The sequence below is a fragment of the Chryseobacterium sp. CBo1 genome, from assembly GCF_001693475.1.
Classification (GTDB): Bacteria; Bacteroidota; Bacteroidia; order Flavobacteriales; family Weeksellaceae; genus Chryseobacterium; species Chryseobacterium formosense.
In genome coordinates this window covers 60,394-73,138 of record NZ_MAUH01000070.1, presented here as the reverse complement: position 1 = coordinate 73,138, position 12,745 = coordinate 60,394, and the positions used below count along the sequence as shown (strand labels likewise).

Genomic DNA, 12,745 nt, shown 5'->3' with positions numbered 1-12,745 from the left:
TTATTATTTGAGTAATTAGTTATTTATTAATGTTTTTTGTTACACTTTATAGAGATATAAATTTTCAGGAATAGTTAAATTTAAAAAATTATCACTACAAACATAGTTATAAAAACAAATATTATTACGCTTCTTTTGTAAAAATTAACTTTTGAAGAGCAAATTTTAACATCAATATTCAAAAGCAAATAAAAAATCACCATTTAATGAATATTTTTTCAATGTTTATTTAAATTTTTAATTACTAAAAATCCTTGAATTATAGGGTAAAAGCTATGTTTATTTCGACTGAATAAAAACGTGATGAACATCATAGATTAAAAATATCTTAAAGAAGATACTGTATTTAAATATTTAATAATTTTGTAACATAAATTTTTACAAGAATGGGAGTTATCCTCAAACCGATAGATATTGTAGACGATATTACAAAAGAAGAGTTCTTTGAAAAATATCTGAAGCCAAGAAAGCCTGTTGTAATCAAAAATATGGCAAGAAAATGGCCGGCATATCAGAAATGGACAATGGAATATGTGAAGGAAGTGGTAGGAGACGTAGTGGTTCCCCTATACGACAGTGCAAAGGCAGATCCGGCTGCACCCATCAACACTCCGACTACGGAAATGAAATTTGCAGATTATATCGATTTGATCCAGAGAGAACCTACCGATTTGCGTATTTTCTTTTTTGATCCTATAAAACGCGCCAATAAGCTTCTTGAAGATTACATTTCTCCTTCGGATCTTATGGGTGGATTTCTCGATAAATATCCTTCCATGTTTTTTGGTGGAAAAGGTTCTGTAACATTTCTTCATTACGACATAGACTTAGCCCATATTTTCCATACTCATTTTAATGGGAGAAAGCACGTATTGCTATTCGAATACAAATGGAAAGAAAGATTGTACAAATTGCCTTATGCAACCTACGCATTAGAAGATTTTGATATTTCTAATCCTGACTTTGAAAAATTTCCGGCACTGGATGGTGTGGAAGGAATTGAATGTTTTCTGGAGCATGGCGACACTTTATTTATGCCAACCGGATGGTGGCACTGGATGAAATATCTTGACGGAAGTTTCTCTCTGTCACTTCGCGCATGGGACAAATCGTGGGCCGTAAAAGCCAATTCTCTGTGGAATCTCACCGTTCAGAGAAATTTCGATAATATCATGAAAGGTCAGTTCAAAAAGAAATACATGGACTGGAAAGAGAAAAAAGCTGTAGAAAGAGCCAACTATGCACTGAAAAAAGGCTTACCAAAAAGATAGTTTCAAATAAAAAACAAAATGTTTAAATAAGGCCTTTCTGTAGTGGGAAGGCCTATAATATTTCTTCCAGTTTCTCAAACAGCGGTATAATCGATTTGCCTTTTTCGGTAAGGTAATATTCAATGTGGAGAGGTTTCTTTCTGATCACGATTTTTTCCAGCACTTCAGCTTCTGTCAGATCTTTCAATGCAATCGCCAAAGATTGTTTGTTTGCACCATTTATTTCACGCAGCAAAGTATTAAATCTCAAAGAAGATTTTGTTGCAAGAAAAAAAATTTCAGGTTTTAACTTACCGGAGAAAAGCTTCAAAAGCCTTTGTACAGGACAAGGATTTGAATTATCATTTGTGTGTGTAGTAGTCATATTTTTTTTACTTATTGTAAAGTTAGACCAAAAGGTTAATCTTTGTATAAAATTAATCTTTTTTACAATAAGTCTAATAGTCTATCTATTAAATAATCTAAAAATTATTAACTCTAAAAACACATTATGAAATGGAAAAAAAATCTATTTTAAAATTTCTATTTTTGGTTTTGGGTCTTGCACACATCCCCATTTATTCTCAGAATATAGTGGATCTCGATCCGAATATTGAAGTTACGCAAACAGCTAATCAAAAGGGTGCTGTTGTGATAAAAGGTAATTTCAACAAACCAGTAACTTCTGATCACGTCGTGGTTACGATAAAGTACAAAGATGCTGTCGGAAACTGGATTCCGGTATGGCACAAAACATTTATCGCGGCCAATACATTTAGCCAAAATTTAACGGCAACATTTGAATTACCTGCATCTGCTGCAAGTTTACAAAACATCAAGATTGAACTAAGTTCTAATTCAGGTCTTTCAAACTGGTCGTCAATCATCTGGCAAAAAACGGTATCGCATTACAAACAGTCTGACTATACAACCGGAAAATGTCAGCTGGATGAAAATGATTATACGTATTTGTTTACCCCAAAAACCAACGGAACCGTTGTTTTAAACCCCAATGGAACGGTTGCAAATGTAAAAGACAGGGTAACTTCTCAGCATTTAGCAAAAAAACTTGATAACATTGCTTTATCAATCAATGCAAACGGTACATTGGATACGTCAAATCCTGATGCACCGGTTATAAATATTACCAACCCGAACAATTTAGCTACCATCGCAAGTTCTCAGAAATATATTTATCAGGGAAGCGATACAAGCCCATGGGAATATTCTTATCATGATCCCGTTTATATGTTTGCAGGAAAATTTTCGAATGCCGGATTTTTCATCAATTTCAGTAATTGGGTAATGCCACCAGAAGAAGGTGGAGAACAAGCGGGTAGAGGATATTTAGATTTTAAAAATCCCAATGCTTTAGTAAATAGGTATTTTAATCTTTATAATTATATCACCGAACAACTTAATAATGTAATTACAGACCAAGAACCTGTAGTAATCGTTATTAGTAAAGTTACAGGGCTAAGAGTGTACAAAGCCAATGGAAGCTATGTTACTATTAACGCAATGAGTAACTATAGCACAGCTAATGATTACGGTTATCCACCTTTAAACAATAAAGACAGAGGTCCCGGATCCGAAAATTTCTTTTTAGGAGACACTTCACAAGCTTCCCTTTACGGAGTCGGGGCAATCAGAAACAGGCAGGTTACTTCGGCTTGGAACGGCACTTCAAGACCTTTAGCTGAAATTGAGACTGAAATTAATAAGTTTATTAATTATGTTGGGGTTTTTGGTAATACTGTTAATCCGGATACCGCTGCCTGTATTACAATCAATCCGGGAGCACAGCCCGATGCTGTTGACTGGACGAAAGCACCAAACAGTTATGTTTTCACGGGTAAAGATAAAGATGGTAACAATGTAGACGGATTGTATATTCCTGTGAAAAAAGCTTACGAAATGTGGAGAAACGGAAATTACATGAAAGGAAGCACCATTCCTTCAGGTGTAATATCTGCCGATGTTTTGTGGGAAGACAATATGGGGCTTATAAAATCTAAAGAAAACTATGCTTTGGATATTGTTGGCAGCGGAGAAAATGCAGAAATAAAAATTCCTGTAAACAAAGTAAAAGAAGGAAACGCCGTTATTGCATACAAAATAGACGGAGTTGTATATTGGTCGTGGCATGTTTGGGTAACCGATGATCCGACAAATGGTTCAACCTATAAAAGTTATGATGATATAAAAAGAGAACTCAGCGATGGTACGATAGAAACGATTCCGAATTCTGATTGGGGTTGGATGGATAGAAATCTTGGCGCTCTTGGCGGAACTTTGAATGGGGATGGGTGGAACAGAAGCGGCGGACTTATGTACCAATGGGGAAGAAAAGACCCTTTCCCTTCACTGACAAATAATGACGCAAGTTTCTACCAGATAACGGGAAGCATAGGAAAGGTTGTTTATGATGATGCAGCGGCAAGATTAAAGTATTCGAACAGTCCATTTAATGATTATAAAAACTTTAACAGTTTAATAAAATTCATTAATAAATCAACTGCAGAAATAAAAGAAAATATCAGAGAATCTGTAAAAAATCCTTTGAGTCTGATCTATGTAGCTGATGACGGAACTACAACACCAGCTGTATATAGCACTATATCAGGTGTTCCATATTATTATAACTGGTTCGGGCAGGTTACGGGATTACAGACCAATGAACTAAGCAAAACAAATTTATGGTCAGATAATTCTTTAGGAATACAGGCAACAGATATTTCAGTTCCGCAACCTTATAGAAATAAATCATCTTATGACCCATGTCCGAACGGATGGAGACTTCCATCGGCATTGGTTGCTTCGTCAACCAAAAATGTAAGAATGGACTTTACGCCTTTTGGACCTAAAGTAAGCAGCCCTCTTTCAGCTTTAAATGGAGTACAATCAAATATTCCTCCGGGACTGTCTAACTTAAAACCATATCTTGCTGGCATAAAAGTATATCCTCAATATGGTTTTGACATGACTAATGTAGCGGGCAACAACATCGGTATATTCCCGGGAACAGGATGGATTGGAAGAGGAAAAAGCGGCGATGGCAGATATCATACGAAAGCAACATTTACAGACCAACTTGAAACCTATTTATGGACCTCAACGATGACTACTTTTGGAGATATTTCATCAATAGCAGGTGCTCTGAGATTAATTCCTTCTGCAGATCAGATTGCTAATAATTATCAGCCTGACGCAGCCAACTATCCAAATGTTTATGGTTTGTACAGCTACAAACCCGCAGACGACTATCCAACAAATGATGCACACGCCTGTAGATGTATAAAAGATCCTCTGTTTGTAAAAAACAACTATGATTTCCAAACTAAGTTTTTCAGTGAAACTGAAACATATAAAACAGGATTAGATAATCCAAATAGTTACATGATTACAAAATCTGGTACAGATCAGATCATTTCAATCCCGGTAAGCAAGGCTTTCTCTGCGCAGAGCAATTATTTAGGAAATACTCAAATTTTAAATCCATCAAGCTTTAATGATTTAAAAGCGAACGTACTTTGGACAGATAATAACGGTTTAATTACTCAATTAACCATAGATAATCCGGCTTCAAAAGATGCAAATATTAACGTTAAAATAAATGCAAATAAGGCTGGAAATGCAGTTGTCACATTACATAATGGCTCTATCACTAATCCTGCATACTGGAGCTGGCATATTTGGGTGACAAACACTCCCATTAATTCTGTTACGTATGTAAATGATACGCCTATAACCACAGATAATTATGTGAATTATACGCCGTATGGTACAATCATGAAAACCACGATTATGGATAGAAACTTAGGTGCTATTGATACTACACCAACTTCTTATTCAAAATCGGCAGCGGAAATGCTTCAATTAAATAATTCTCAGGGATTACATTACCAATGGGGAAGAAAAGACCCTTTACCAACATTCACTAATGTAGCACCACTTCTTTCTAAATTTAATGTATTTACCGGCAGTACCAATAATGGTGTTGTTACATATTCTACTTTGACAGAAGCTAGCTATATTTCTGGAAATGTAGTGAACTATGACACTTACAAGAGCAGCATTAATACAGCTGATAAAATAGATGTAAGAATAGAAAAAATACTTGGATATTCTGTAGCAAATCCGCTAAAGTTTATGATGCCCAATGTAAAATATCCAACACGTGCAGATATTAATTATATTCTTGGTTCTGACTGGTTATTTGACACCAATTATCATGGTTTATATCCTGAAAGATGGGGAATTGGTGAAAAGAAATCTGTTTTTGACCCTTGTCCAAGCGGATGGAGAATACCAGAGACCGGAACAAGTCCTACGAAATCTTCGCCTTGGAGTTTGAAAAACAATCCGGAGTATATTGCCTATTCAGGCAGTGACGGTCAACCTGTTGGCGGTTCTGAAATAGGCTATTACGGATCGGTTATTTCTCACATCCCATCAGGAACGAATCCTTATGGTAGAACGGTAGGTTTTATATTTAATAATAGTCTTTACAATACTGGCAATTATCCAAAGGGCTATATCCGAGGTAAAAGGACTGTAATATATACCGCATCTCTAACCAGTGAAATCGATCCTAATGTCCCGGGTATTCCAGGCGGAATCTGGTATGCCAATTTACAACAAAACCTTACCGGAAGAGGCACTTATATGAACTTCGACAGATTCTCCAGAATCCTTGTGAAATATACAGATGTAGATCCTTACGCAGCAATGAATTGCAGATGTGTAAAGCAGGAAGATAACGGAACGACAAGAGGTCCTTTACCTGGTATTCCTGTAGCTCCAAACACAGGCGGTCAGGCTAAGACAGCTTTCACAAAAGAAGTGATTGAAGAAAAAGTAAAAGCAGAAAAATTAGCTTTGTATCCTAATCCTGTGAGAGACATTCTGCACATTGATGCAAAAGATGATAAAGATTACTATTATCAGATTTATAATATGTCTGGGCAACTTGTAAGAGAAGGAAAATTTGAAAACAAACAAACTAACATTTCTTCTTTAACCACAGGAGCTTATTTAGTTCGAATAAATAATTCCGAGCTTATTGTAAAGATCATTAAACAATAACTTTTTTGCAAAAACAATAACAAAAAAACCACGCGTCATGCGTGGTTTTTACTTTTATATTTTATTAATGCATTCTGCTTACTAATAATTCCTCCATATTTCTGGTAATTTCATTGCAAGAAAAACAGGCATCATTCCCATCCTGAGAAAACCATCTGCACTGAGACCGAATCGGGCAATGGGATAATTTCTTATTTTTGTTTAAGTCTAAATTCTGAACTTTCCGAGATAAAGAGCATTTAGATTCTTCATTATTCCACTGAGCACAACCCTTTTCTACACACTTTCCGGTAAATCGAAATCTCTGTTCAAGGTTTTCATTTTGCTCAATAAAATCTTCTGTGACAGCGAGAGGTGTGATAAACTGTACCTTTCCGTCTTTATTGACGACTCCAAAAAGCTGTGCCCCAACTTTCCCGAGATAACTGGGACACATTTTTTTTGAAGAATTAAATTCAGATTCCATAGCCTTTCATCTGGCTCTGAATATCCAGAATCTGCTTGTCGATTGCTACCCCAGGCTTGAAAATGATAATTCCCCAGGGAAACCAATCTTTCACTCTTAAAGGTCTCAAAAATTCTTTGAAATTTCTGTGTGCTCCGAAAGCCTGCGAATTATCCAATTTCGAAAGTTCGGAAAGCACTACATTCTGAATTCCTCTGTCGATGTTTTTTAACTGTTCGTCTGAAAGGTCTACTCCTTCCAATGAAACGAAAAATTGCTTTTTAGTTGCCATAGCTGTGATTTTTATTGGTTTTTTCTAAAGCAAATTTCACTCTATAAAATCATTAAAATCAGAGGAAAAACACCCGAATTGATAAGGTAAATACACCTGAAATCATTTTAATTTCGTAAAGGTTTGTAAAAGTGCTTGACAAACACAAAGTTTGTCATTCAGAACGAAACGAAGTGGAGCGTGGAATCTATGCTATTTTGGAGTAATCGTCGAAATTCCTACGGAATGACAAACTTCATGTATAATTTTGTTCTCGCAGATTTTGCTGATTGCGCAGATTTTTACACTAAAAATATCTTCCCATTTTAGAGAAGATATTTCAGCAGCTTCCTCCGTGAATGTCACCTATCGCTAATGTTCTTTTCATTTACTTTGAAATGTATTTTGCATCCACAAAATCTGTCAGCCAAACATTGTTTTCAGAAAGATAAAACAGAATTCCGTCTTCAAACATTTTTTCTGTTGAAATGGTGAGAATAATTGGTTTTCCGTGGCGCATTCCAACATTCGTTGCCGTTTCTTTATCTATGCTTAAATGAACGTGTTGCCGGCTTCTTTTTTCAATCCCTTTTTCTAAAATGGAATCGATATTATTCTGAGCCGTTCCGTGATAGAGAAATTCCGGCGGTTGTTGCGGAATTAAAGCTAAATTAATATCGATAGAATGTCCCTGACTTGCTCTGATTTTAGTTTTATCTTCATTAAAAGCAAATCGTTTTTTAGAATTGGTCTGCACAATTTCATCCAGTTCTTCAAAAGTAAACCCTTGTGAATCGTTGGTTGATTTTGTGATCAGTTCATCAACATTTGCCCAACCGTTTTCATCCAGATTCAACCCTATCAATTCGGGATGATGCCTGAGAACATAGCTCAGGAATTTGCTTATTTTCTTCTTTTGTTGTTCGTTCATGGTTTGTGTTTTTATTTCATTAATTTTTTATCTAATTTTTCACACAGCTTTTCAATATCCTTTTTCTTCGCTAAAACCTCAACCCACTCTTCGGGAATATTTTCAAAACCATAATAAATTCCGGCAATTCCTCCTGTGATGGCTCCTGTTGTATCGGTATCTTCTCCTAAATTGACTGCTTTTAAAACTGCTTCAGAGTAGCTTTCTGAGTTTAGAAAACACCATAATGAGGCTTCTAAGCTGTGGAGAACATAACCGGAAGAGCTTATTTCTTCTTCCTGCAAAGTATGTAGGGGAGCCAAATCATATTCACCTACTTTTAATTCTAAAATTCGATGAAATTTATCCATCTCATTTTGAGAACAAATAGGATTATGATCTAAAAAGTTCCGAACTGTTTTCTGCATTGTTTTGTACGCTTCCCACTTATTTTTTCCTTTGAGAATTTCCAAAGCCAATTCCAAATAAATGAAGCAAGCCAAAGCAGAACGAATGTGTCCGTGTGTAATCTTGGAAACCTCTTTTATTCTATCAAAACGTTGTTCAATCGGGAAATCTTTGATATAAAATAATAATGGCAAAATTCTCATTAAAGAACCATTCCCATTATCAAACTCACTTGTTCCACCACATAAAGTAGGAGAAGTTCCTTTGCTAATTCTATGGATGGCTTGTGAAGTTGCTATTCCAATATCGAAAACTCTTCCGTGTGGTGTCCAAATTTCCGCATTGTACCACTGTAAAAACTTCAAAGCCATGTCTTCCAAATTATATCCATTACAAAGGCTGTCTGCAAGACATAATGTTAAAGAACCATCATCACTCCAGGTTCCCGCAGGTTGATGATGTGTTCCTAAAGCTCTCATTTTTGTAACTGGTGAACGTTTTAATTGTTCCCTGCTTCTGAATTCCACCAGAACGCCCAAAGCATCGCCAATGCAAACTCCGAAAACTCCTGCTTTTACAGTATTTTTCATTAGGCAAGATTTACTAATTTATCATACAATAATTGCATTCCTTTTGTTGCGGTTTCTTTCATTACGACCGCTCTTTGTCCGTATCCGAAACCTGTTTCGTTGGGATTAATTACAATTAAAAGACAATCATCCTTAATATCATGAAGCAATCCTGCAGCCGGATAAACCTGCAAAGAAGTTCCAATTACCAGAAAAATATCTGCTTCTTTCGCTTTTTTTGAAGCTTCATACATCAAAGGAACATCTTCACCAAACCAAACGATAAAAGGTCGCAATTGAGCGCCGTCTTCCGCTTTATCCCCGATGCTGATATCGTCTTTCTGTTCGTAAATCAGATTTTTATTGTTGCATGAACAAGATTTGAATAATTCTCCATGCAAATGAAGGATATTCGCAGAACCCGCTCTTTCATGAAGATCATCGATATTTTGTGTGATAATCTGAACCTCAAAATGTTCTTCTAAATCGGCAATTAATTTGTGTGCATCATTTGGTTTCACTTCATGAAGTTGGCGACGTCTCTGATTGTAAAATTCCAATACCAAAGCTCTGTCTTTTCGCCATCCTTCCGGACTTGCAACATCTGTTATATTATGATTTTCCCAAAGACCATCTCCGTCTCTGAAGGTTTTTATTCCGCTTTCGGCACTGATTCCTGCGCCGGTTAATATGGTTAGTTTTTTCATTTGTTGTTGTTTTTAATTGTTTTTAACGCAAGGCTCGCAAAGAATTTTTTTACCATTATTCTGTATATTTTTCGTTCGCAAAGGCGTTACACTCAGCAAAGAAATAAGCTTAATCTTTTATACTTTGAATATCATTTGTCTTTTCAAAATTAAATTTTTGATGTTTTCAATCACCATTTTTTCTCTTTCTTCCCAAGTTCCGGAAACTTCGAGAAAATTAATCTTATTTTCTACTAAAACCTTTCGATGACTTTGATCTAAAAGGTTTCTTTCTTCAAATTCAAGGCGGGTTCCGTCCTGAATATATTCTGCATCTTTTGTCAAATAAAGATATAAATCGGCTTTATTTTTCTCAATAATTTCTTCCGGAACGTTTAATTTCCTCCCAAAAATAAATTCAGCGTACGATTTCGTAATGTGAACATCAGTATCAATTAAGGTTAAGAAACTTTCTTTATGATCCACTTTTTCAATTCGATTGGCGTGTTCTGTGTAGACTTTTTCAAGATTTTCAAATTCGAATTTCTTAGAATTTTGAATTAAATCTCTTCCCGCTTCCGACACTTTATTTGCTTTAAAATATTCGGAAAGTTTATTCGTCATCACCGTTTTTCCCGTTGATTCTGTTCCTAAAAAAACAACTTTTAATGCAAAATATTTCTGAACGGATAACGGAAGATAACTCCAGTTTTCAAATAAATTTTCGCGGATTTCTGAAGCTGAAATCTGAATACTTTCCCTGTTTTCATCAAACATAAAATGGTCAACATCCATAATCACAGAAAGCATTTCGCCATATTCCTCAGATGTTACCAGAAAGTTTTCTTCTTTAAAATACTCATTAAAAACCTCACTCCACTTCTTTGAAATTTCCCAATCTGAAACTGATGAATTCGGAAAATCTTTTTCACTGTAATTGAATATTTTTACGTTAAGATTTTTATTCTCAGAAAAAGTATCTTTTATCCATTGCTTTCGGATATTTCCGTCGATTTTTTCATTTTCTTCTGCACAAACTAAAACCGTTACATCTCCTTTTTCAAGTGCAAATTCGATCATTTTTTGATGACCGATATGAAACGGATAAAATTTACCAAATACAAAACCTTTCATTTTAAAAAACTTTAAATTTTAAAGAAGCCATATAATTTCTCGGCATCTGAATAAAATACTTTCCTGTGCCATCTGCTTCTGTGTAACCGTAATTATAATATCGTCTGTTCGTTATATTATTCACAAAAAATCCTATTTGCCATTGATTCCAGTCATACAAAACTCCGGAATTGAAAATTACATAAGATGGAAGTTTTGCTGTGTTTGAGAAATCCATGTACGAACTGTCCTGAAATCTGGAAGTTACATTAATTGTAAGATTCTTCAATTTATAGCTTACTTCCTGATTTACAATAAATTTCGGCGTTAATACCGGACTAAACGAAATGTTTTCTTCTTTAATTTTAGCTGAAACAAAAGATGAATTATTTTTCAAATTCCAATGCTCATTAATCTGATAACTGAATGATAATTCAGCTCCAATTCTGTAGCTTTTATCTACTTTATTGGTTAAAGCCAAACCATTAGATCCGAAATTTCCGTTTAATACAATTTCATTTTTAAAATTCATGTAAAACAGATTGAATTCAAGCTTGATTTTATCCTTATTAAAACGGTAACCCAACTCATAGTCAGTTACATATTCCGGCGAAATTGTTCCAAGTGTCAATTGATTATTTTCATCAAGCATCAGATTATCATTTCCCATAAAAATATCATTTCTTGTCGGCTCTCTTCCCACTCTTCCCAAACTGAAATATACATTTGATTCATTGTTAATCAGATAATTGATTCCAATTTTTGGATTGAAGAAATTCCATTCCAATTCATTCATCGAAAGATCTCCTTTATACCTGAAATCTGCAAATCTATACTGAACATCTCCGGAAAAAACCCATTTTCCAACTTTGAATTCTCCCTGAGCAAAAGCACTTACATCATTTTTATACCCTGTATTTCTGTACAATTCTCCCAAGAAAATCTCGCTTCCTGTGTGATTTCTGTGGTATACATTTCCATTAATTCCTGCGACAATTTTTCCGTTTTTAAATTTATTCTGAAAATTGCTATAAAATCCCAAGAAATTTGAATTAAAAGCATAATTGTAAATTTCTCCGTTTTCCGGTAATCCGATGAAGTTATTCCAGTTAAAATCATAATTTCCATTCAAATGCATATAATGAATACTGCTTTGAAGAGAAGAAGATTCGCTCAATTTCGTCTGATTAAAAACCTGCATAAATGTCTGAAAAAACCTATCTTTTTCATCTCTGTTTCCATTGGTTCGCGGATCTTTATCAATCTGTTCCTGAGTCACGCCCAACCAAGCCAGCTGATTTCTCTGATTCCCCATCAAAGCATTGAATTTCCAGATACTTTTATCCTTGAAAATTCCACCGCTGATAAACGCAGATTGCCCATGATTAGAGGAATTATACTTGTAACCATCAGAATAAATTTCGGATAATCTCACATGAATTCCCATATTATTTTTAATTCCTGAAGTGTACTTTCCATACAATCTCATCGAATTATACGAACCGTAATTTGTTCCAAATTCAAGATTTTTTTCTTTTAAATCAGGAGAAAACAACTGAATGCTTCCGCCATAACTCGCTGTTCCATTCTTTGATAAGCCAACTCCTTTCTGAATCTGAATTTTATCAAAAGAATTAAAAATATCCGGATAATTCGAAAAATAAGAGCCCTGATCTTCCGGTTCATTCATCGCTGCTCCATCCATCGAAACATTGATTCTCGTCTGATCGATCCCACGAATTCTGTAGTAAGAATAGCCATTATTTCCACCAGTATCCGAATAAGCCGTGACCGACGGAACAGATTCTGACAATAAAAAAGAGGGCTCCTTCCCTACATTTCGAATACTTTTAGCAGGATTGATATTATGAAAATTCACCGCCTGCAATCTTCCCGCTTCACTCTGAATCACCACTTCCTGAATATCCCTGATCGAATCTTTTTCCTGAGAAAAAAGGTAGGAAATCGGGATAAATGTTGCTAAAAGTATGAGTTTTTTCATGGT

Annotated in this window: 10 protein-coding genes; 2 read left to right on the top strand and 8 right to left on the bottom strand. The window is 35.1% G+C overall.

The window, feature by feature from the left end; translation table 11 throughout:
* The first annotated feature begins 386 nt into the window (after nt 1-386).
* The gene (locus BA768_RS19980) at nt 387-1,271 is read left to right on the top strand and encodes a cupin-like domain-containing protein (protein WP_034672956.1); all 885 of its coding nucleotides are present in this window, start codon (nt 387-389) and stop codon (nt 1,269-1,271) included.
* 52 nt (nt 1,272-1,323) lie between these two features.
* On the opposite strand, the gene BA768_RS19975 is transcribed toward BA768_RS19980, so the two are convergent.
* Nucleotides 1,324-1,635 carry a winged helix-turn-helix transcriptional regulator gene (locus BA768_RS19975; RefSeq protein ID WP_065722146.1) on the bottom strand — a complete coding sequence of 104 codons (312 nt, stop codon included), beginning with the start codon at nt 1,633-1,635 and terminating at the stop codon, nt 1,324-1,326.
* 131 nt (nt 1,636-1,766) lie between these two features.
* On the opposite strand from BA768_RS19975, the gene BA768_RS19970 reads away from it, so the two are divergent.
* Complete coding sequence (locus tag BA768_RS19970) at nt 1,767-6,338, top strand: T9SS type A sorting domain-containing protein (protein ID WP_065722145.1); 4,572 nt, start codon at nt 1,767-1,769, stop codon at nt 6,336-6,338.
* A 64-nt stretch (nt 6,339-6,402) separates the two neighbouring features.
* Here BA768_RS19970 and BA768_RS19965 read toward each other — a convergent pair whose 3' ends face one another.
* From BA768_RS19965 to BA768_RS19935, 7 genes are all read right to left on the bottom strand, one after another.
* On the bottom strand, nt 6,403-6,804 hold the full coding sequence (locus tag BA768_RS19965; RefSeq protein WP_065722144.1) for a hypothetical protein: 402 nt from the start codon (nt 6,802-6,804) through the stop codon (nt 6,403-6,405).
* Complete coding sequence (locus BA768_RS19960) at nt 6,794-7,075, bottom strand: hypothetical protein (protein WP_034672947.1); 282 nt, start codon at nt 7,073-7,075, stop codon at nt 6,794-6,796. Before BA768_RS19960 ends, BA768_RS19965 begins: the two co-directional genes overlap by 11 nt.
* A gap of 367 nt (nt 7,076-7,442) precedes the next feature.
* Complete coding sequence (locus BA768_RS19955; RefSeq protein ID WP_065722143.1) at nt 7,443-7,985, bottom strand: RNA 2'-phosphotransferase; 543 nt, start codon at nt 7,983-7,985, stop codon at nt 7,443-7,445.
* A gap of 11 nt (nt 7,986-7,996) precedes the next feature.
* Complete coding sequence (locus BA768_RS19950) at nt 7,997-8,962, bottom strand: ADP-ribosylglycohydrolase family protein (protein WP_065722142.1); 966 nt, start codon at nt 8,960-8,962, stop codon at nt 7,997-7,999.
* A complete protein-coding gene (locus BA768_RS19945) occupies nt 8,962-9,648 on the bottom strand; it encodes an SIR2 family NAD-dependent protein deacylase (protein WP_034672938.1) in 687 nt (228 codons plus the stop codon). Before BA768_RS19945 ends, BA768_RS19950 begins: the two co-directional genes overlap by 1 nt.
* Nucleotides 9,649-9,765: 117 nt before the next feature.
* Nucleotides 9,766-10,761 carry an AAA family ATPase gene (locus BA768_RS19940; protein WP_065722141.1) on the bottom strand — a complete coding sequence of 332 codons (996 nt, stop codon included), beginning with the start codon at nt 10,759-10,761 and terminating at the stop codon, nt 9,766-9,768.
* Nucleotide 10,762: 1 nt separating this feature from the next.
* The gene (locus BA768_RS19935; RefSeq protein ID WP_065722140.1) at nt 10,763-12,742 is read right to left on the bottom strand and encodes a TonB-dependent receptor; all 1,980 of its coding nucleotides are present in this window, start codon (nt 12,740-12,742) and stop codon (nt 10,763-10,765) included.
* Nucleotides 12,743-12,745 lie beyond the last annotated feature (3 nt).

Bases quoted from the DNA above. Each gene is read 5' to 3' on its own strand.
- BA768_RS19980 (WP_034672956.1), top strand. From the start codon at position 387: ATGGGAGTTATCCTCAAACCGATAGATATTGTAGACGATATTACAAAA.
- BA768_RS19975 (WP_065722146.1), bottom strand. From the start codon at position 1,635: ATGACTACTACACACACAAATGATAATTCAAATCCTTGTCCTGTACAA.
- BA768_RS19970 (WP_065722145.1), top strand. From the start codon at position 1,767: ATGGAAAAAAAATCTATTTTAAAATTTCTATTTTTGGTTTTGGGTCTT.
- BA768_RS19965 (WP_065722144.1), bottom strand. From the start codon at position 6,804: ATGGAATCTGAATTTAATTCTTCAAAAAAAATGTGTCCCAGTTATCTC.
- BA768_RS19960 (WP_034672947.1), bottom strand. From the start codon at position 7,075: ATGGCAACTAAAAAGCAATTTTTCGTTTCATTGGAAGGAGTAGACCTT.
- BA768_RS19955 (WP_065722143.1), bottom strand. From the start codon at position 7,985: ATGAACGAACAACAAAAGAAGAAAATAAGCAAATTCCTGAGCTATGTT.
- BA768_RS19950 (WP_065722142.1), bottom strand. From the start codon at position 8,962: ATGAAAAATACTGTAAAAGCAGGAGTTTTCGGAGTTTGCATTGGCGAT.
- BA768_RS19945 (WP_034672938.1), bottom strand. From the start codon at position 9,648: ATGAAAAAACTAACCATATTAACCGGCGCAGGAATCAGTGCCGAAAGC.
- BA768_RS19940 (WP_065722141.1), bottom strand. From the start codon at position 10,761: ATGAAAGGTTTTGTATTTGGTAAATTTTATCCGTTTCATATCGGTCAT.
- BA768_RS19935 (WP_065722140.1), bottom strand. From the start codon at position 12,742: ATGAAAAAACTCATACTTTTAGCAACATTTATCCCGATTTCCTACCTT.